Origin of the sequence: Leptospira idonii (assembly GCF_004770995.1) — a bacterium.
GTDB classification, from domain to species: Bacteria; Spirochaetota; Leptospiria; order Leptospirales; family Leptospiraceae; genus Leptospira_A; species Leptospira_A idonii.
This window is the reverse complement of record NZ_RQHW01000028.1, coordinates 190,966-211,775: the sequence shown is the minus strand read 5'-3', so window position 1 is coordinate 211,775 and position 20,810 is coordinate 190,966. Positions and strand designations below refer to the sequence as shown.

Below are 20,810 nucleotides of genomic sequence, written 5' to 3'. Positions count from 1 at the left end.
TGTGTCACAGTTTCGGTTTTTATGAAAGAAGTCCTGGTTACCATTCAGAGCGTTTATCAATATCTAGAAAAACTCGGCCCTAAAAAATCCTTTCAGATTCTGAAAAGTTTAGGGTATGAAAAACTTCTTTCTCTGACGGGGAAAGTCCCGAAAGAAAGGCTCATCGTTCTTACTCAGAAATTAAGTGAAAATACCGTCGTAGAACTGGTGAATCAAATCCCGGAGAGAATTCTTGTGGAAATGATTCGTGAGAATACGGACGAAGACCTGGTTTATTTCATCCATTCTTTGCCCATGGAAGATTTGGCGGCAGTGACCCGTTCGATTCCGCCTGCGGATGTTAGACTTCTTGCGGAGGCTTTGGGAAAGGAAACCAGCGTGGAGATTCTCAAAACCTTGGGAGTTCCTAAATCGATCGCACTCTTAAAAGAAATTTCCATGAAGGATTTTTTATGGTTGGTTCAAGAATGCGGAGTTCCTCCCGTCTTACAATTAGTAAACGAAATGAGCGTTGCCGATTGTAAAAAGTTCATCAAGGTAAGAGGAATCGAAGAACTTCCTGTCATATTGAAGTTTTTTTCGGTAGATCATTCTCTTGCGATTTTTAAGAAACTGGGAATGGGAAAAGCTTTGGAACTTTTGCATCTATTAGGTACAAAAGAGATGTTGGAACTTTCTCATTTGATTTCCACGATGAATTTGGATTCTAAGAATATCCCCGAACAAATCCATCATAGAAGATCTTCCAAATCTACGGGAACCAAATCGAAATCCGATCCTTCCAAAAATCTTCCTAAAAAGAAGAGCAAAAAGCAAGTTAAGAAGAAATATTAGATTTGGGCAGGAGGATACGGAATGTACTCCCTTCCCCTTGTTTGCTCTCTACGAAAATTTCTCCTCCCATTTTCTCCACAAGGGACTTCACGATGGAAAGTCCTAATCCTGTGCCTCCGATCTTTTTATTATCCGAGGAAGGGATTCTGAAAAAACGATCGAAGATTTGGTTTTTATAATTCGGATCGATTCCGATTCCTGTGTCTTTTACCGTAATTGCAATTTTTCCGTTTGTTTCCGTAAGGGATAAGGAAACTTTCCCTTTGAATGTGTATTTCAGTGCGTTCACGTACAGGTTTGTGATGATTTGAGAAAATTCGAAACGAATTCCTTTAAGGAAAAGGCCTTTTTTCAGATTCAATTCCCACTCCAATTGTTTTCCTTTCGCCAAATGTGAATTCATATGAATCACATCCTCTATGACTGGAGTCGGATCGAATATTTCCACCACCTCGTCTTGTTCGTCTTTTTCTCGTGAGGTGGTGAGTTTCAGCATATTTTCGATAAGGAAACTGAGTCGTTTCGCATTTTTGTCGATTACTTCCAGCATATTTTTGTGTTCCGCATTATATGCCAGTGTTTTGTCAGTTTTGAAAAATTCCAGATATCCTCTGATGTTGGTCATAGGACTTCTAAGTTCGTGGCTTACATTGGAAATAAATTCATGCTGAAGTCTTTCTTGTTCTTTTCTTTCCAGGTTCGGTCTGAATTGAACCTGATATCTTTTTTTAGGAGAAAGAAGGATGGATGTGAAACTTACATCCACACTGAGTTTGGATCCGTCTTTCAAAAGGATATCCACATCCGGAAGAGACAACATCGTATCTTGGGAAAGATCGGAACCGAATCGAAGTTGAGGTGAGATTTGATCTCCCATAATGATGTCTTCAATTGTGGTTTTCGTGAGATCTCCTCTCGTATATCCAGTGATGCTTCTGAACTGATAATTTCCTTCCAGAATGTTCCCAGTATCCGCGTCCACAAGTGCGATTGCTTCCCTTGAGAACTCGAAGAGGTATCTGTATTTTTCTTCCGAATATTGAAGATCGACTGCGGATCTATCCAGTTTGATTTCTAAAACGGAGATTAGGTTTTCTAATTCCGCAATTTCTTCCTTTTGTAATTCTAAAGTGGAGTTAAAAGAATCTAACATCGCATTGATGAGCATCTTTACCCGATTGTCCAAAAGTAAAGTATCATCCGTGTTGAGTCTCGATTGAAAGTTGCCTTGCAGAATGTCCAAGGTCACTGAGTTCACGTCTACGATCAAATGTCGGATTGCATTTAACTTTCTATAGTTGATGAGGGAAGGTGCATGTTGTTGGGCCGCACCCCCTTCTTTGAAACTGTTTAGTTTCCTTACATCAAAAAGTTTTTTCGGTTCGAGAGCTTCCAGGATTTCGGAAAAATCCAAAACGGGAGCGATTGCTTCCGGAGTCATAACTCTTCGGATCAATCGAAAGTAGGAATCTTTGATCAAGGGGGAAAAAGCTTCTATGTTTCCATGATAGGAGAAAATCCCCTTCTCCATCATCGGATGCGAGAATAAAATCGATTTTAATTCTCCTGCTCGTAGGTGAGGGTAATATTGACTGAGATTCAAATCTTCCCAAAGTTTGCTTGAGTTGGTTTGACTTGCTTCTTTCAGGTAGTCGATCGCTTTTTTGACGGCAAGAAGAACTCCTGATGCCCTTCTTCCCATTTTCAGAATCGCATCACCGCTAAATGCGAGTAAGGTGGATGGAACAAGGTTGCCGCTTTGAAAGATAGGAATTTCGGAATCTTCTTTGAAGTCGTGGTAGTTTTTAAGAAAAGGACTGATAAACGGATCTGACGCCAAACCCAAACAGGATGGTTTCAGAAATTCTTTTTCTTCCAGAAAACTGGGAGTGTCAGTGAATCGAATTTTCACCGGGTTGGACGGAGCGTACTCTTCCAAAAATTTTTCCGTAAACAACCTTTCTACGGAATTGATATGAGGAACCGGTATGAAATAGGCTTTGTTTTTGGTAAGATCTTCCGGCCGAAATCGGAATCTGGAATAGAAGGAAAGAGGAGAATGGTATAGGAAAAGGCCTTTATAAATTCGTTTGATTTTCGATTTTTTAAGGAACGACTCCTGAAGGTAGGCAAGAGTAGGAATTTCTCCTGCTTCGATTCTCCCCGCCTCTAAAAGAGCTAAAATTCCCTTATGATGTGTATTTACGTGAAGGGATACTTGCGTATCGAATTCTTCGAAAAAACCTTTTTTGTGAGCAATTACGATGGGAAGGGAAGATAGCCGGCTGGTAATGCAAATATTGATCACAGAGCAACGATTCCTAAACTAAGGAATCGTTGCAAAATATTTCTGAGATTTCTTAGGATCAATTTTCCGAGAAAATTTCCTCCAAGAATTGAGAGGTTCTTTTTGTGTAGTCCGAGATCTCCTGCTCGCTCATCGCTTTCGCAGAAAGAAGGGCCAGATCATAGACCAATCTCGCAAGATTTTTACCTTTTTCTTGGTTAACGCCGTTAAACACTCGTAAAGCGGATTTTACCAAAGGAGATGTGGTATTGACGAGCAAGGTATGGTTTTTGAGAGCTTTCATATCTTCCTTGTTGAACATGGAATTCATTTCGCTCATCCTTCTCATAAACTCGGGCATCAAAATCACTGCGGGTACTTCCTGGGATTTCAAAGCTTCTGCCTTGATTTCCACACCTTCCACAGCGACTACGGTTTTGAAAAATTCCTCAATTCGGTCGGATTCTGTTTTGTTTTCGGAATCCACCAAGCCTTTGTTTGCATCCTTATCCACTACCTGATCCGCAAGTTCTGCATCGACCCTTTGAAACTTCATATCAGGGTTTTTCATTTCCAGATTTTGGATGAGGTGGGAATCGATTTTCGAATCAACTAACAACGCTTCCAGTCCTTGGGATTTGAGAAGATCCATATATACTGATCCCATTTCTGTTTCATTCGCATAATAGACTTTGTTGTTGTTTTTCTCTTTATTCTTTTCCCAATATTCGTTCAGAGTATAAAATCCCGATTCCGAATTTTTAAAGATAAGAGCATCCTTAACCGAATCATAAAATTTCTCATCCGTAAGAATTCCGTATTTTACGAATATGGAGATATCGCTCCAATTTTTTTGGTATTCTTCCCTGTTCTTTTTGAAATCTTCCAGAAGTCTGTCCGCCACCTTTTTGATGATATGATTTGTTATCTTCTTCACCAAAGGATCGTTTTGTAAGTAGGATCTGGAAACGTTCAGAGGAAGGTCGGGAATATCGATCGTACCTTTGAGGATCGTTAAAAATTGGGGGATGAGTTCGTTCGCATTGTCACTTACGAATACATGATTGCAGAACAACTTGATTCCGTTTTTGGAAGCATCCAATTCATGGGTGAGCTTAGGAAAATAAAGAATTCCCTGCAATCGGAAAGGAAAATCCACATTCAGATGAATATGAAACAGTGATTCGCCGGAGAAAGGAAAAAGATAGGAATAAAAATCTTTGTAGTCTTCCGGTTTGAGTTTGGAAGGTTCCTCTGACCAAAGAGGTTTTTCTCGATTTGCTTTTTCTCCATCTACGAAGATGGGAACAGGAAGAAAGTCGCAATATTTTTTGATTAGTTCCTTTAACTTCCATTTATCGAGATATTCTCCTGAATCTGCATCCAGATAAAGGGAAATCTTAGTTCCTCTTGTTTCTTTCTCGATCGGAGAGATGGAGAAATCGGTTCCGGATTCGCTTTCCCAAAGTACGCCCGCTTCTCCTTTTTTATAGGACTTGGTTTCTATGGTGACTTTTTGCGACACCATAAAACAAGAGTAAAAGCCTAATCCGAAATGGCCGATGATTTCCGCTTTGTTTTCTGCGTTCTGATAGTGTTTGGCGAAGTCTGTCGCGCCTGAAAAGGCGATTTGGTTGATGTATTTTTTGACTTCTTCGGAGGTCATTCCGATTCCGTTGTCTTCTATGACAAGGATACGTTTGTCTTTATCGAAACTGAGTTCGATTTTATAATCGGTTCCGCCCTCAAACTCTTCCGATAAAGATATCTTTTTCAGTTTGCTTGTCGCATCACATGCGTTCGATACCAACTCTCTGATGAAAATATCTTTTTCGGAGTAGAGCCATTTTTTGATAATGGGAAAGATATTCTCCGTTTCTACGCTAATTTTACCTTTTACAGCGTCCGTCATTACAGGTTCCTCTTATTTAATTTGATTTCCGATTTTTATGAGAGCTTTTTTGTCTTCTGCATTGCAGTAAGAGTAGATTTCCAAGAACCCTTCCTTGGGAAAAGAATCTTTTAGTGCGGAGATTAGTTTTGATTCATCGAGTGAAATCCCTTTTCGGATGAGATAGTCTTCCAGAATTTCTTTTCTTTTTGTGCCTATCTTTTCGTCCAGTGCCGCCAAAGTTTCTTTGATAAGATTTCGTTTTCTGAAATAGAGCACTGTCCCAAACGTAACAACGACTAAAGTAAGTAATCCTGCCAAAGGAAACCAGTGGGAATATATTTTTCTCAGGAAAGCGGATCCGTCTCCCTGTGCGCTTTCTTTTTTTTCGACAGGGATAGAGCGCTTCGGAAGAACTTTGAGATTTCCTAAGTCCTGGGAAATTGTTTTATAAGAATGTGATGCAGGAGAAAAATAAACCAGTTGAGCCGTTCCTAAATTTAGGTTGCCCTTTTCTTCCGGCTCGATGCCGTAAAAAAATTCCAATTCGGAGTAAAAGCCGTATTCTCCGTTAGGTAGGAGTTTGAATGTTTTGTTTTTCGATTTGGAAACAAGATGGACTGACGAATTTGTTAGGCGGATCGGATCTTCTATTCCGTCCCCATTTCCCGAACCTTTGATTTGGACGGCAAAGTAGAATGTTTCTCCCAAATGAACTTTTTTGTCGGATTTCGAAAGGAAGATTTCATACTCGCCTACCGCTGCCTTAAAATTATTAGGTGCTCCTTGGGGAAGAGGAAGCACTTCTATTCGCGCTGGACTTACGTCGAGAGATTTATGAATGGCCCCGAATCTCATACTGTCACCTACCAAAAATTTGGTGGAACCTAGGGAAAAAGTTCCCGTTTTGAGAGGAGTGAGTCCGTAGATTTCCTTTTCATACACCAATGTTTGTTTTTCGATCCCTTTCCGAACGGCAAAAGGATCAATCTGCACCGTAACTTGTTTGAGGGTTTCGGAAAGGAAAAAAGGAAAAGAGATGGATTGGTTCGGGTCTCTTTCTAAATAAGCCTGTCGCAGACCGTTGTAGTAAAGAACATAATAACCGACTACAGGCTCTCCGAGATAAACTCTGGGTTTACTTGTATGGAAGGCAACTTCGGTCTTTGCCTCGGGTTCTTCTTCTCGAAACGGGTCTTCAAAGAAATGATCGAAAAAATCTCTAGGCCTTGCGGTTCTTTGATTCCCGCTCCCTTTTTCTACGATATAATCAAAATCAGGTGATGAATATTTTTGGCCGTCGTAAATCACTTGGATCTGAGGTGTGATGAATTTACCGATTTGATTTGTGGAAATTTTAAACTTTAAGATTTGGGAACGGGATATCTTAAAATTAACGATTTGGGTTTCGCTTCCATGCCCGATATAAACGGCTTTTGCTCCGTTTTTTTCAAAACTGTTTCCGGCAGGTTTAAATTCTTTGTCTCCCCCTACTCTCGCTTCCAAAACTAAATCCTCAAATTGTTCTACTTGATTTCTTGTTAGGTGGAATGTTACCTCATCCGCATAAGAAGAAGAGTATCCTGCAAATAGACAGAAAAATAGAAAGAATTTACCAGAATTTTTCATTGTCAGGTGACTGGAATCCTTTGGATTTATTCTTTAGAATGGAATTGGGAGAAAATTGATCCATCATTCTATCCGCATTTTCTTTAGATGGATCTTTTTTGGATTTATTCTGTTTTTCCTGTTCCGCTTGTCCAGAACCTGAATTTGCTCCTGACCTGCTTTGATTTTCTTTGTTCTCTTTGTTGCGGGAGCGGGATTGTCCGCTTTCTTCTTTTTCTTCCTGCTTTCTCGATTCTTCTTTTTTGTGCAGAAATTCCAGGTTTTTTTTCGCAGAGGAAAGGTTCGGATCTAAATCGAGCGCTTCTTCATAGAGTTTACGTGCATTCCGGAAATCGTTTTTTCGGAAGTAAGCATTTCCTGAATTGTAAAGAGCTTTCGCCTTTATTTCGTTTGTTGCCTTAGAGTCTTTATGTATCTCTTCGTTGAGTTGTAAGGAGTCGTTCCAATTTCCCATTTTGTATGAAGAAGCAGATTGATTGAACTTCAGCCTGTAATCGTCTTTAAAATAATTCTCAGCTTCTTTAAACTTGTTTTTACTTTCTGCGAATTGTTTATTTTCATAAGCTTTGATGCCTTTTGAAATTGTCTCTCCCGCAGGATCCAAGTCCCAAGAATAAATTTCCGATCCAGGCGGGACGAAAAACAATGCGAATGCGAGAAGAGAAATGAATTTCGTTTTAGGAAAATAAAAGAAACGAAGTCCTCTTTCTATAAAGAAAAATACGATCGCAAGGAATAAGTAGAAAAAAGCTCCGTCTTCTTTTCTGGATTTATGAAGCATGTTTGTTTGATTTTTCTTCATATCAGCAATCTTATTCGTAAGGCGGTACGCATCCATGGACTCAAAGGAAAGGTTCGCATACTCCCCTTCATTTAGACTTGCGAAACTTTTAAGAGTTTCTTCGTTCAATTTAGAAATGATTACGTTTTCCGCAAGTGGATTCTGTTCCAGCCCTCCCGAATGTGTCACATAACCGGAAGTATGTCTTTGTGGATCGGAATAGAAAATGGGGCCTCCTTCCTCCGTTCCGAATCCCCATACGAATACTTCGGAATTCAATTCTTTGAGCTGGGAACTTTCATGGTCTTCCCCGTCGGAAACCAAAACGATTACTCTATTTTGCAGAAGTTTGGAGGAGGATAAAGTAGCTTCCGCTTTTTTGATCGCAGTAGAAAGATCGGTTCCTTTTTTTCCTACCATGTCTGTGCCTAGGGAATTCACATAATCGGAGAATGCGGTGACATCACTGGTCATAGGGCAATACGAAAATGCATTTCCTGCAAAAAGAATGATTCCTAAACGATTACCTGCCAAGTGAGGCAGCAATCTTAGAACGATATCTTGGAATCGTTTGAGCCGCGTCGGTTTGACATCTATGGCATTCATGGAATAACTTACATCGATGACGAATAAAACATCAACGGATTGTTGGGATTCGTTCAATTCAATCTCATTGGCTTTGGTATGAAATAACGCTAAATAGGCGAAGAGCAATGAGGTAAGCAGGGAAAAAGTCGCCACAAAATAGATCAGCGCCTTGGGAGCAGGCAGCTTCTCTTTCAAAGAAGGAAATTGAATTTGAAATTCACTTATTTTAAATAAAAAGAAAGACTTTCCGATTCCGTATAAAAATGTCACAGCCAGAGTCGATAAACAAATCCATTTGAAGTGAGGCTCTATAAAATCGTTCGGATTCATAAAACCTCCTTAAAAGGATACAGTCGAATTGCACCGTCTAGCAGAAGTAAAATGAAAAACCAATATAGATACTCAGGAAAATGGGTTTGAACCAACTCAACCGGTTTGGCAGGAAGAGGATCCGTTTCTAAGTTATCAATTTCTTGTAAAACTTCTCCTAAATCTTCAGGAGATTCCGCACGGTAGAACTTTCCTCCCGTTTCCTCAGAAATCCTTTCTAGGGATTCGTAATTAACTTCATATTGTCCCATTTCTTTCCCGATTCCGATGGAATAGATCTTAATTCCATCCGCCTTTGCCGCATAGGAAGCGGTTTCCGGATCCAGTCTTCCGGTATTGGACACTCCGTCCGTAAGCAGGATGATCGCCTTCGATCTGGCCTTTGAATTCTTCAATCGATAGGAAGAAATGATGAGAGCGTCCCCGATGGCAGTCCCCTGTTCTTCGATGGAGGTATCTTCCGCTTCTTCCACGAGCTCCGTCAAAGCGGATCGATCGCTTGTTAACGGGGACTGAAGGTAGGCTGCTCCTGCAAAAAGAACCAAACCGATTCTGTCATTTTCTCTTCGTTTAACGAATGCCTGTAGTAATTTTTTGGAAACGGTTAGGCGGTTGTTCGGCAAAAAATCGTAACTGTTTACCATGGAGCCGGAGACGTCTAACGCAATCATTAGGTCCACGCCTTGTGTTTCATCGGGAATAAATTGATGTATTTCTCCCGGTCCTGCAGCGGCAAAAATCAGAAATGAGAAGGCGAAATAAGATAAGAAGCCGCTTAAGAATCGAGCTAGATTTCTAAAATAAATTCGATGTTCCGATTTCTCTTTTTCTTTTCTATCCCAATACGCCAAAAGAGGGATGGAAAAATTTTTGCGGTGTAATGAATACAGTAAAATTCCCAAAAGAGGAAGAAAAAAAAGTAGAATGTATGGTCTTTGAAAATAATCCATATTTAAAGTTTGAGTTTACGCTTCCAATCCTGCCAAAGCTGCTCCGCTTCCTCTTTGGAAAGAATTTTGGAATGGTTTGTATATTTGGAAGACGCTAGTATGTCTTTGATTTCTTTTGTCGATTCGATTTCAAGATGACTTCTGTCATATAAGTAATTTAAAAATTCGGAATCGGTAAGATGCAAAAGATCGTTCGCCAAACGACGTGAGAACTCTTCTTTTATATAAGAAGAAACCAAATATGCAAATTCTTTATAAGAGATTTCGTTTTGTTTCAAGGCAGATTCGATCTGAATCAATTTGATTTGTCTGCTTTCCAGAACAGGCACTCTTTCCCAGGTTGCATCTAATATCTGTTTACTGTTTTTTAGTTTTAAATAGACTGCATAAGAAATATAAAGGAGGATTAGGAATATAAATATAACAAATAGTAGTCTTAGAAGATAAGATCCTGAAAATGAAATAGGAGGAGCGATGTCTTCTATGTCCGATTCATTACCTGTCAATCTGGACTTTACTTCGAAAACAAGTTCCGTAGTCTTTTTTTCCCCCTCTTCTTCCCAGTAGATCGGCAGTCGGAAAGACCCCGCTTTGTAAAAGCGGACAGATAAAGATATTGATTTATCTTTTCTATGAACATTCCAGATTCTTAAAACTGGCAGTTCCGTTGCATCAATAGAATGGTCTCCTTCTTCTAGTTTAAGGGTGGAGGGAATTCCTGAATCAAAATCGATTTCATAACCGATCTCATCTCCTACATAAATTTCTTTATGCGATATTTTTTCGTTAGGTGAAGCTTCCGCATAAGAAACAAAAAGAAGCAGGATTAGTAATGAGGCAGCTTTCATACTCGGACACCCCGGAATAATTCCAAGATTTGACCGCTGAGTTTCATCTCAGGCCGTACAGTTACTCTTTTGATTCCGAAACAGGAACGAAACGCCGACAGATCATTGGGGAGATTGGAAAAGTTTTTCAGATCCTTTTTTGTTTCGGAGTCAATAAAGGAGAAAATTCGAAACCAAAAAGGAAGTTCCGATTCGAATACTTTTTCTTCGATCCAAATTCCGTAGTGCTCCCATTTTCCAAAAATTCCTTTATAAGAGGGGAAACCGTCGAAATATGCGAAATCGGAAAGCCAATAAGCGGTTGTAAAGCGAGATGAAATTTTAAATCCGAATTCGATCGCTTGATTGAAATCGGTTTTGATACCTGAAGTCGTTGTTATATGCTTTGGCAAAGACTTGAATTCTTGGTAAACGTCTTCTTCTCTTTTGAGTTCTTTGCCGGAGTGGTAAATGTTTTCTCCGAATAAAAAGACTCTGATTCTGTTTCCGATTTTTATGTGAAATAAGGAAAGAAAAAACGCCAATTGGTAAGCGGTTCTTTCTTTGTTCCCTTTCATGGACTGCGAACAATCGATAAAAAGAAAGATGGGAACATCTTGATCCTCATAAAATTCCTTAACATGGACTTCTCCTGTTCTTGACGTTACATTCCAGTCAATGTATCGAGTATCGTCTCCGTATGTATAAGGTCTGACTTCCTTAAACTCAAGTCCCTTGCCTCTGGAAGATTGATGGAATCCACCCGAGCGAAAGGATCGAAATTTCTTTTTCGTTTCCCAATCGAGAACGTTTAAAAGTTTTTTTAAATCTGGGTCTAACATTTGTTTGTTAGGGAACTTCCGTGCTGGACAATATCCTTTTAATAACTGAATCGATGGAAACTTCTTCCGTAATCGCCTCTAGGGACAACAAAATTCTATGCCTGATCGTTTCGGAGAAATATTTAAGGATATCTTCCGGAATCACGAAATCTCTTGCTTCGAAAAGAGCGTTGATCTTAGCAATTTTCAAAAGTGCAAGACTAGCTCTCGGGCTTGCTCCGTGTTTTACGTAGGAAGAAATATCTTTCGCAGTCATCGATTCGGGTCTTGTGTTGCGGACAAGTTGTACAATGAACCGTTGAAGTTTTGGATCGATAAAAACATCGTCGGCATGTTCTGCGATTTTTGCGATGTCTTTAGGTTTGATTACTTTCGAATGTTTTTTCGTTTTAGTCGTAAGAGTCCCGTGAAGATTTAATATGGAAAGTTCTTCCGCTTCATTCGGATAACCTACGTTTACTTTAAAAAGAAATCTGTCGAGCTGAGCTTCAGGCAGAGGATAGGTTCCGTCCTGATCGATCGGGTTCTGAGTAGCGATTACGAAAAAAGGAGCATCTAAATCAAAAGTATTGTCTGCAATCGTAACTTGCTTTTCTTCCATACACTGTAAAAGTGCAGATTGTACTTTGGCGGGAGCTCTATTGATTTCATCTGCAAGAAGGATATTCGTAAAGATCGGACCCTTTCTGACTTCGAAGGAGCTGGTTTTAGGATTGAAAATATTGGTTCCTGTCAGGTCAGCGGGAAGTAGATCCGGAGTGAATTGAACCCTGCTGAATTTCGCATCGATGCAATTCGCTAAGGATTTTGCCAAAAGAGTTTTTGCCAACCCGGGCATGCCTTCCAAAAGTACATGTCCTTTTGCAACCATCGCAACCAATAAAGGCTGGATGACCGAATCCATCCCTGAAATTTCCAGGGACAGTTCGTTTTTAATTTCTTGAATCTTGGAGGATGTTTCGTTTAATATTTGTTCACTTATTGACATTGCGTTGCTGTTAATTTAGGTTTAGGGTTATCCAACATGTAATATTCCTTTTTCCCTGCGATTGTCCAACAACCCATTTTTCTTCCTTGTGGATCGACAGGGCCCTTTCCTATCTCTTTACCGTCTTCTTGGTATTCTGTGGCGTCATCGGAAGTTCTGATTACTATCCTTTTTTTACCGGACGGATAAAAGAAGATGAAAGGGATGGATGGTTTGTAATTCAGTTTGATGTCTTGCGTCTCTTCGTCGATTTTGATCAGTGAGAAAAAGAGTTTTCCGTCGCCTAATATGGTTCCCGTTTTATTATAGATTTTTGCGGTGTCCATCATGCTTTCATTTGCCATGATTCCGTGGTATGCAACTTGATTGTTGTTATAATAAAATTTCCATTCGCCTGATCTTGTATGTTTTCTAGGCCCGGTTCCGAACAATTTCCCGTCAGCATAGTATTCTTTCCAAATTCCGGTTCTTTCGTATTTGATTTCGGCGTTTTCCGCACCTTCTTTTGCGGAGTAATTACCTTCTGCGAGCAGGTTCCCTTTCCCACCATATAACTTCCATAAGCCTGTTCTTGCGTCTTGAGTATAATTTCCTTGGGATTCTATTTTGCCGTCTTTGTAATAATTAGTTTCTTGACCGCTTTTTTTACCGTTTACGAAAGTAACGCTCGTTTTAACTCCGTTGCCGTCCGCTCCGGTAAAATAATAGTTCCAGGGACCGGTTTCCTCTCCTTCTTTGAAATCCCCTTTCTCTAAAAACTCCCCTTTACTATTTTTTTTCCAATAAGGACCGTGTTTTTTGTCGTCTTGGTATGCGGTTTCACTTGTTAGGTTGCCTGACTTATCGTAAGTCTTTGCGGTGCCTTCTTTTTTTCCTTCGACCCAAGGAGTTTCTCCTATCGTTTTAGCCGGATTTTCAGGATCCGGTTTTCTCCATATCCCTACTTTGTTTCCGTCTTTATATTCTCCCGTTTGATCGAGAGTGGATTTGAATTTAGGTGATTCCTGAGTGGATCCTTCTTGTTCGAATTGAAGGTATTCTTCCCAGATTCCGTGTTTCGGAAGAGATTTGATTTTTGCGGGGGCAAACTTGGAGATTTGATCGTCCTTACAAGGAACACCTGCACATTCCGCTTTTACTTCTCCTTTCGCTCTTAAGCCTCCGGAGTTTTTGAATCTTTCGATGCGAATGATTTTACCGTTTTTGCTTGTTAATTCGAATTCTTGATCGCCTGACCCGCCGTCTTTATTTGCGGCGCTGGAGCAAAAAATCGTCCCGACCAGAAATGGAATTATAATATATTGTTTCATGTGTTGCTAATCCTATCAAATAAATGTGCGCGTTTCAATTTATTCACTGCTAACAATTCGCTTGCAACTGCGATTTTTCCTCCAGTGAGTTTATCTGAAAAAAATCTGGGCGGTAAAATATGAAAAGCACCCTCCCCTTTGACATATAAAACCTGTCCGTCTGTCGAAGTAAGTTCGCATTCTAAGATAACCTTTCGTTTTGCTTTTTTAACAGGCCAGGCTCTGATTAGATGCTCCTGTTGGACAGGAGTTGCTTTATGGAATTTAAAGCTCATCGTATCGGTCATTACAATATATCCTAAATGAAAACATAATGCTCCCATTGCTTCGTCCAAAACAGTGGAAAGAATTCCTCCATGCACGAAGTTAGGCGCACCATTGAATAATTTTTTGAAATTATAGGTGAATTTTACTTCGCCGCTTTGATCGTCGAAGGTAAAGTCTGCTCCTAAACCGATAGGGTTCTCTTTTCCGCACCCAAAACATGTGTCATGATGTATTTCATATCCGTGTAATGACGGATTTAAGATTTGATTGTTCATTATTTTTCCTGATTCTTTATCTTTGATATGGGGGTGAAATCATTTCATGGTGAAGAGTTTATGAAATTTATAATCTCGCCGGCTACGATTTCCGGATGATCCATATGTAGATGATGGCCTCCGGGTAAAATGACTTGCTTTAAATTCGGAACAGCATTTTTTCTGTCTTCGTATAATTTTGCTATAGGAAAAGAGGATGATTCACCTAAAACTAATAAGGTGGGGCAGTTGATTCTTTTACAGAATGCGACTACTTGATCGTCGGTAAGTCGGAAAAAGGAATTATAATGCAGACGAAGATCTCTTCTGGGCCTAAGTCCTTTAGGAGTCTTTTCTAGCCCACGTTCCAATAGTTTTTCGACTGATTCTTGGTTCATGTCACCTGCACGCATTCTAACTGCGACGGCAGATTCCCAATTGGGGAAAAAAGTCTCTTTTTTCCCTCGGGGGTGTAATACTTGTTTGATTGCCTCTGCCAGGATATCCGGTGCGGCTTCTTTAGGATTCGTAAACGGACCGATCGCCTCGATGAGTATCAACTTTTCGATGTTGAGAAGGTTTGTCCCTGCGACTAATGTGGAAACGGCGGCCCCCATAGAATGAGCTAGCAAAATAAAACTGTCTAATGCTAAAGAATTTGCAATCGAAACGATTTCTAAGGCATACTCGGCAAAATGATAAACTGTACCGGGAGGTTTGTGACTTGATTTCCCATGTCCCGGGAAGTCCAGTGCGATGAATCTATAGTCTGGAAAAAACTTGGCTAAAGGTTCGAAAGAGTTTGCATTGTCCAGCCATCCATGAAAAGAAAGAATGACTTTTCCGTGAGGGTTCCCCCACTCTCTTCCTTCTATTGTATGGAACTTAGTTTGGATCGTCAACGGGGAGGACATAAAGTAAACATATCTCTTTTTGCTATGGAGATGTAAAGAGGAAACTCGCAAATAAAATGGTTGCTTGCCTTTGGCATTAGACTAGTTTGCAAGAATGAAAAAAATTATTCTGTTCATCGTTTTCTTCTGTAATGTTTTCTTTTTATATCCCAAAGAACAGAATGCAAAATCGATCTGTTCAAGTTTTACGGATTGTTTGGTAAAAGCAGAGGGAACGGATATTCATCGGAAAAAAATTATGTTCTTCGATGAGGCAATTTTACAGCATAGGTCGGCCGACAAAGAATCCTCCAAAATAGAGACATTACTTAAACGTGCTAACTCTATCATCAAAGAGGCTAACGGTGATAGCGGTTACAGAGGCGATGTGATTCTGAAAGTTACCCATAAGCCAGAATACAAAAAAGCGCAGTTTGCCAAGGCGAAAGATGATCTTGAGCAAATAGATCTTAAAAAGAACCTTCTATCGGAAGAGAGTCTGAAATTATTCTTGGAGTTGAAGTCTGAAATCGAAAAGGCAGAGTAATCATTTGGTGATTAGATTTTTTTTTCTTATACAAATCGTTTTTTTATCCGCATGTATGTTGTCCAGAGAAGAGCAGATTTCGGAGGAGTGTGAAAAACAAAGGCAAAGATCATATCTTTATATGATGACTTTGTTGGAAAGAGTGCCGATTACAACTGACAAATCTACAGCTCAGACCATATACGTCCTAAATACGGAATCCTATGATATTCGCTGTAGATCGGAAGCTCGAAAAAATCGTTATAATTTGCGATCTAACTGATTTTAATGATTCACATCTTCCTGAATGAGCCTTGCCCCCGCTCTAAATGTGAGATAACTCCAAACCCAGCTTGTTAATGTGCTTAGTTTGTTTTTGAATCCTACTTGATAAACAAGATGCACAAAGAGCCATCCCAACCATCCAAAAAGACCTTTTAATTTTAGACTGCCTAACTCGGCGACTGCGTCGGTTCTTCCGATCGTAGCCATGTTTCCTTTATCGAAATATTGGAAAGGTTTGGTGGATTTACCTTTTTCCTTGTTTTTAATAAATTGTCCTATGTATCTGCCTTGTTGCATCGCTACTGGAGAAACTCCGGGAAGCGGACGTTTTAAATTCTCTGAAAAGCTGGCAACGTCTCCGATTGCGAAAATATCGGACTGGCCTTTCACGTTGCAATATTGGTCTACTACCAATCTTCCTGCTCTATCTTTTTCGAAAGGGAACGATCTTGTAAGAGAGGACGCTTCTACTCCGGCTGCCCAAATTACGGTCTTGGATTCTATCTTTCGATCGTTTAGAAAAACCCCTTCGTCATCGATGGATTTCACAGGTGAGTTTAATAAAACTTCCACTCCCCTCTTTTCTAACTTCCTTTTTGTGAATTCGCTGGAAGATTCGTCGAAGCTGGGAAGTAATTTTGGCCCTGCCTCGATCAAAGTTACTTTTGTCATGGCAGGGTCGATCAATCGAAAGTCTTTTCGAATGATATTATGAGATAATTCTGCGATTGAACCTGCCAGTTCTACTCCTGTAGGTCCGCCTCCGATAATCACATAATTTAATAGTTTTTTTGCAATTCCTTGATCTCCAGCTAACTCGGCTTCTTCGAAGGAAAGTAGAATTCGTTTTCTGATAGCAAGAGCGTCTTTAAGGTTTTTCAACCCAAAACTATGTTTTTTCCATTCATCATTTCCAAAATAACTTGTCTGAGCCCCAATCGCTAGAACAAGGTAGTCGTAAGTTTCGGATTTACCTGAAAAGAAAACTTCTTTCCTTTCGAAATCGATCTTATCTACGTATCCCATTAGGATTTTTACATTTTTATAATCGGTTGTGATTGATCTGGATGGAATCGCTATGTCTGCAGGTGATAAAACCGCAGTAGCCACTTGGTATAATAACGGCTGAAATAAATGATGATTTGTTTTATCGATAACTGTGATTTCAAATGCTGGATTGTTTGCGAGGGTTTTGATTACCTGTAGGCCTCCGAAACCGGCGCCGATAATTGTGATTTTTTTCTTTTGAGTCATTGAGATTTTTCTCCTGTTAGGGTTTTAAATGCGGATATTTTGATTTCAAATATTTTAAAAAATGCAAAGAGGCATTCTCCACTATATCTTGGACTTGTTCAAAAGCCGATATGTCTTTATAATACGGATCCGGTACTTCTTTCGGGTTCGAATTATCTTCAAAATATCTGAATAGATATAGTTTTTTCCGTAGAGAGTCATCGTAGATTGCGTTTTGTACCGTTCGAAGATTGTCTTTATCCATGACTAAGATGAAATCGAAGTTTTCCAGATCTGAGGAGGTAAGTTTTCTCGATTTGTGTGTGAGGTTCAGACCTCTGTTTTTTGCCACGGATCTGGTTCTAGGGTCCGCAAGTTCTCCGTTATGATAGCCTGCTGTTCCGCAGGAATCTATATGAAATTGTTCCAAGAGATTTTCTTTTTGAAGCAGTGATGAGAATGCCCCTTCCGCCGCAGGAGATCGACATATATTCCCTAAACATACAAATAATACTTTTATTTTCGTTTCTTTCATCGTGGTGACTCTGATTTCAATTCAGATAACATAATACTTTTCTTCCGTTTTGTTTGATCCATTCTTCTGCGGCTTCATAATTAGGATCCAGTGTGTTTACTAAATCCCAAAACCGATTTGAATGGTTATGTTCTTTCGTGTGCGATACTTCGTGCGCAACCACATAACGTATAACATTCTCGGGACAATGAATGAGTCCTAAATTAAAAGTAAGCTTGTTATCGTAGGAACAACTTCCCCATAGGGACCTCATTGTACGAATTCTATACTCATATTTTTTCGTTCCGATAAAACGTGTTTTTTCTTGAATGATTGGTTTTACGAAATCTTCTAATAAGGTTTTGAGAAAGTCTTTCGCATACTTTTCCCTTCCCTTCGGGGATTTGATTCTTTTTTCGGACAATACTAACGATAAAGCAGTAAGATGTGACTCTTCTTCTTTGGACCATCTTAGTGTTCTCTGTTTCCCGAAAATTGGGAAATTTTCGTTGGTTTCAAATTCGATTTTTTTAGGATTTTCCTTTTTGTTTTTCTCAAACTGTTGTTTCACCCATTGTTTTCTTTCTTCAAGAAAATCGAATATGAACGATTTGGTTACTCTTTTCGGATGGCGGATTATAATTCTATTATTAGGGTATATGGTTAAGGATATGTTTTTACTTCTGATTTCTCTAAGTTCGCAAGGGATGTCTAGTCCGGGATATACAATCGTTTTTTTCATTGGTTCGGTTCTGTTGGAGCCTCCTCCTTCTTTTCTTCTTCTTTCGGAGTTGGTGTTTCCGGTAAATCCCAGCTGACCTTATTTAAAAATCCTAATTCCACCGAAAAGTCCTTAATGTTTATATGTGATTTAAAACCGCTTACGAAATTTGAGGCAATATCTTCTTGAGATAATCCCCCTCTTGCTTGGAATCGGCCTTCTGAGAAAAATCTTCTATGGGTAAGTTTGAAATAACTGAGCCATGTACTGCTGATTTTATACCCCACTTCCGCTGTTGATTGCCATCCGAATCCGAAATTATCGGAAAGGAAATTGATCGATCTTTGTACATGGAAATCTCGAGTTCGTATTCTTCCCATAGAGGGTGTGAAAGAGAAATCGAAATAGAAATTTTCTATCGAACTTCTATAACCAGCTCCGTAAAAAAGCTCATATAAATCGTTAGAATATGTTAAGCCTAACCCTATCGGTCCGTAGAATACCGGTCTGGAATCTACGAATTGATTTACGTCGTAGAAAATATATTTAAAGTAAGAATACCGAAAGCCTGTAGTGAGAAATAATCCGCTTCCTTGGGCCCAATAGTCAGGACTTGCTTCTTGGAAATAGTATCTCCCAAAAGCTTCTATCTTATTTTCGATTACCGATGCTTTACCTATCCCGTCTGCAAAATTTCTTGTGCCTGAATATACGCTAGCGCTATCGTAATAGGCCCATTCTCTGGTTGCGATATTTGTTCCCCGTTCTTGAGATTGGGTGGACATTACGAAATCCTCGTCTCGTGCTTGCCCTGCGTGTTGATATCTTCCTGTTGCTTTTAAAGCCGCCCTGACTTCCCATTTGCTTTTGATATAGGCGCCGTATATGCCGAATTCGGTTGCTGTTCTGGGGAAACTGATTCTGGACCCTCCTCGAATTCCTGATAAATTGGGGAATCTGTTCCCGGTTTCAAATATATATTCTCCTCCGTTTCTTTCAATAGTAGGCCCCCAGATCACTTCCGCACTAAGCGAGGAAAACATGATTAAAAAAGAGAAAAAAATAATAAATATAGTTTTTATTGGCACCATCTTTAGTTTATATCACCTCAAAAGCTGTAAATCCCTAAAAACTACCGGAGGGGTGAAATGGTTTCACCCCTGTAGGAGACATAATTAAATTGACAGGAGTATTATGAATTATGAAGTTTAGAAAGGTCATTTATGGCAGATAACAGCAAAGAGTTTGATTCCAAAGAAGCTGCGAAATTTGTAAATTTGAGCTTAGAGGTCTTTTCTGAAAAAGCAAAATCATTGAAAATACCAGGTTGGAAAACCGGAAAGTTCAATGAAAATAGTCTTCGAAAATACTTTGAAGTGGAGGCGAATGAGAGTTTTGACTCTAATATTATTGCCATTTCTAATCAGAAAGGAGGGGAGGGGAAAACGACGATAAGTCTTTACCTTGCTGAAGCTCTTTCTTTGGAACACAAAGTGCTTTTGGTGGATTGGGATCCTCAAGCTAATGCTACTCAGTTATTTTTAAAAGAAGACGTTCCTTCTGTTATGGATTGCTTAGGGTATAGGGGAAGAAAAACCAGAACTTTAAAGTCTATTATTGAGAATGTCGCTCCAAATTTTGATTTAGTACCGTCGTCACTTGAATTGGCCAATTTGACTACTCCTTATGAAAGAGATGATTTCGAACTTTTAAGAGAGGCGTTACTTCCCATTAGGTCTGAATACGAATATATAATTATCGATTGCCCTCCTTCTTTGGGCTTGATTCTTGAAAATGCTTTGATCTGCGCAGACTATATTTTAGTGCCGATTCAAACAAGAGCATTCAGTCTACAAGGAATCAAAGATCTGCATGAAACGATTTCTAAGATTCAGAAGAAAGCGAATCAAAGATTGAAGTTGTTGGGTGCAGTTCTGAACCAGTACGAAGGACAAAAGGCACTTTCCGGTTTAGCGGAAGGTATTAGAAAATATTTCCCTGTTTTCGAAACTGTCGTTTATCGACGAGAATCCATTCCACAGGCCCAGGCGAAAATGTCTCTACTGTCAAAAATAGATTCTTCAACAGTAAAAAATTTCAAAGATTTGGCCCTAGAAGTTAAGGAGAAGATTCATGTCCAAAAAAACTGAATTCCAAGCTTTGGATTTGATTTCGGCTTATACGGAAAAAAAGAAAAGTCCAACTTCTTTGGATCTAAATCAGATCTTTCCTAACCCCCAGCAGCCGCGTATCATCGGCCGCGAGGATGTGGAAGATCTTGTGCAGTCAATGGAAAGATTGGGTTTGATCGAACCTATCCTTGTTAGAAAAGATAAGAACAAGTTTTGGATCGTTGCAGGAGAAAGGCGATATCGTGCAGCTCTGAAACTTGGCTGGAAAGACATCCCTGTCATAATTACGGATGCTAATGAAGAAGTTTGTTATGAAATGTCGTTGGCAGAGAACGAAAAAAGGAAAAATTTAAATCCTTGGGAAGTCGGAAAAGCGATTCAATTTCTTCGCAAAGATAAAAAGAAAACAGCCGATGAGGTTTCTAAACTTCTTGGATACACTGAAAGATATGTCAAACAATTGAGTTCGATAGCTCGTTTAGATCAGAAATCCGTGATGGAACTAATGATCTCTGGAGCTCCTCTTTCCGTAAAAAACTTGGAGACTTTACTGAAAAAAAAGGAGAATCGGGGGGGTGAAACCATTTCACCCTCAAGTAGCGGAATAAAATCGAAAATCCTTCTCGATCTAAGTACGTTAACAGTAAAGGCCAGGGACAGTTTTCAAAAAGAGTTAAACGTTCTCAAAAAAAAGTATGGAATAAACTAAAACAAATAAAGGCGGAGTC

19 protein-coding genes are annotated in these 20,810 nt (G+C 39.5%); 4 read left to right on the top strand and 15 right to left on the bottom strand.

Translation table 11 applies throughout. The annotated features are described in order from the left end of the window. Nucleotides 1-21 precede the first annotated feature (21 nt). Nucleotides 22-834, top strand: coding sequence for a magnesium transporter MgtE N-terminal domain-containing protein (locus tag EHS15_RS08065; RefSeq protein WP_135760039.1), 813 nt, complete (start codon nt 22-24; stop codon nt 832-834). Here the strand turns inward: EHS15_RS08065 and EHS15_RS08060 are convergent. The 11 genes from EHS15_RS08060 to EHS15_RS08010 are packed head-to-tail and all read right to left on the bottom strand — an operon-like array spanning nt 818 to nt 14,692. Further along, the gene (locus EHS15_RS08060; RefSeq protein ID WP_135760038.1) at nt 818-3,142 is read right to left on the bottom strand and encodes a sensor histidine kinase; all 2,325 of its coding nucleotides are present in this window, start codon (nt 3,140-3,142) and stop codon (nt 818-820) included. The two genes, EHS15_RS08065 and EHS15_RS08060, sit on opposite strands and share 17 nt — an antisense overlap. A 58-nt stretch (nt 3,143-3,200) precedes the next feature. Beyond that, entirely contained in the window at nt 3,201-5,033 is a 1,833-nt protein-coding gene (htpG, locus tag EHS15_RS08055) for a molecular chaperone HtpG (protein WP_135760037.1), read from the bottom strand. A gap of 12 nt (nt 5,034-5,045) precedes the next feature. Further along, nucleotides 5,046-6,641 (bottom strand): BatD family protein, encoded by a 1,596-nt coding sequence (locus EHS15_RS08050; RefSeq protein ID WP_135760036.1) that lies wholly within the window; start codon nt 6,639-6,641, stop codon nt 5,046-5,048. Further along, on the bottom strand, nt 6,625-8,340 hold the full coding sequence (gene batB, locus EHS15_RS08045) for a VWA domain-containing protein BatB (protein ID WP_135760035.1): 1,716 nt from the start codon (nt 8,338-8,340) through the stop codon (nt 6,625-6,627). The genes EHS15_RS08050 and batB overlap by 17 nt, the downstream gene beginning before the upstream one ends. Continuing rightward, the gene (gene batA, locus EHS15_RS08040; protein ID WP_135760034.1) at nt 8,337-9,290 is read right to left on the bottom strand and encodes a VWA domain-containing protein BatA; all 954 of its coding nucleotides are present in this window, start codon (nt 9,288-9,290) and stop codon (nt 8,337-8,339) included. Before batA ends, batB begins: the two co-directional genes overlap by 4 nt. Before the next feature lie 2 nt (nt 9,291-9,292). Next, nucleotides 9,293-10,138 carry an LB_053 family protein gene (locus EHS15_RS08035; RefSeq protein WP_135760033.1) on the bottom strand — a complete coding sequence of 282 codons (846 nt, stop codon included), beginning with the start codon at nt 10,136-10,138 and terminating at the stop codon, nt 9,293-9,295. Beyond that, the gene (locus EHS15_RS08030) at nt 10,135-10,959 is read right to left on the bottom strand and encodes a DUF58 domain-containing protein (protein ID WP_135760032.1); all 825 of its coding nucleotides are present in this window, start codon (nt 10,957-10,959) and stop codon (nt 10,135-10,137) included. Before EHS15_RS08030 ends, EHS15_RS08035 begins: the two co-directional genes overlap by 4 nt. Before the next feature lie 7 nt (nt 10,960-10,966). Then, a complete protein-coding gene (locus EHS15_RS08025) occupies nt 10,967-11,947 on the bottom strand; it encodes an AAA family ATPase (RefSeq protein ID WP_135760031.1) in 981 nt (326 codons plus the stop codon). After that, on the bottom strand, nt 11,938-13,257 hold the full coding sequence (locus tag EHS15_RS08020) for an LIC20035 family adhesin (RefSeq protein WP_135760030.1): 1,320 nt from the start codon (nt 13,255-13,257) through the stop codon (nt 11,938-11,940). Before EHS15_RS08020 ends, EHS15_RS08025 begins: the two co-directional genes overlap by 10 nt. Then, a complete protein-coding gene (locus tag EHS15_RS08015; protein WP_135760029.1) occupies nt 13,254-13,799 on the bottom strand; it encodes a PaaI family thioesterase in 546 nt (181 codons plus the stop codon). Before EHS15_RS08015 ends, EHS15_RS08020 begins: the two co-directional genes overlap by 4 nt. Nucleotides 13,800-13,843: 44 nt before the next feature. After that, nucleotides 13,844-14,692, bottom strand: a complete 849-nt coding sequence (locus EHS15_RS08010; RefSeq protein WP_135760028.1) for an alpha/beta fold hydrolase — start codon at nt 14,690-14,692, stop codon at nt 13,844-13,846. Nucleotides 14,693-14,888: 196 nt separating this feature from the next. On the opposite strand from EHS15_RS08010, the gene EHS15_RS08005 reads away from it, so the two are divergent. Beyond that, nucleotides 14,889-15,218 carry a hypothetical protein gene (locus EHS15_RS08005; RefSeq protein WP_135760027.1) on the top strand — a complete coding sequence of 110 codons (330 nt, stop codon included), beginning with the start codon at nt 14,889-14,891 and terminating at the stop codon, nt 15,216-15,218. A 264-nt stretch (nt 15,219-15,482) separates the two neighbouring features. Here EHS15_RS08005 and EHS15_RS07995 read toward each other — a convergent pair whose 3' ends face one another. The 4 genes from EHS15_RS07995 to EHS15_RS07980 are packed head-to-tail and all read right to left on the bottom strand — an operon-like array spanning nt 15,483 to nt 18,993. Next, nucleotides 15,483-16,742 carry an NAD(P)/FAD-dependent oxidoreductase gene (locus EHS15_RS07995; RefSeq protein WP_210416321.1) on the bottom strand — a complete coding sequence of 420 codons (1,260 nt, stop codon included), beginning with the start codon at nt 16,740-16,742 and terminating at the stop codon, nt 15,483-15,485. Between the two features lie 10 nt (nt 16,743-16,752). Next, nucleotides 16,753-17,250: a low molecular weight protein-tyrosine-phosphatase gene (locus EHS15_RS07990; protein WP_135760025.1), complete on the bottom strand. Its 498-nt coding sequence runs from the start codon at nt 17,248-17,250 to the stop codon at nt 16,753-16,755. Between the two features lie 16 nt (nt 17,251-17,266). Then, complete coding sequence (locus EHS15_RS07985; protein WP_135760024.1) at nt 17,267-17,971, bottom strand: M48 family metallopeptidase; 705 nt, start codon at nt 17,969-17,971, stop codon at nt 17,267-17,269. Continuing rightward, entirely contained in the window at nt 17,968-18,993 is a 1,026-nt protein-coding gene (locus tag EHS15_RS07980) for a putative porin (RefSeq protein WP_246051963.1), read from the bottom strand. The genes EHS15_RS07985 and EHS15_RS07980 overlap by 4 nt, the downstream gene beginning before the upstream one ends. Nucleotides 18,994-19,173: 180 nt before the next feature. Here EHS15_RS07980 and EHS15_RS07975 point away from each other — a divergent pair, with 180 nt between their 5' ends. Together EHS15_RS07975 and EHS15_RS07970 are read left to right on the top strand one after the other, a co-directional pair. Further along, complete coding sequence (locus tag EHS15_RS07975) at nt 19,174-20,100, top strand: ParA family protein (protein WP_135760022.1); 927 nt, start codon at nt 19,174-19,176, stop codon at nt 20,098-20,100. Further along, a complete protein-coding gene (locus tag EHS15_RS07970) occupies nt 20,084-20,791 on the top strand; it encodes a ParB/RepB/Spo0J family partition protein (protein WP_135760021.1) in 708 nt (235 codons plus the stop codon). Before EHS15_RS07975 ends, EHS15_RS07970 begins: the two co-directional genes overlap by 17 nt. Nucleotides 20,792-20,810 lie beyond the last annotated feature (19 nt).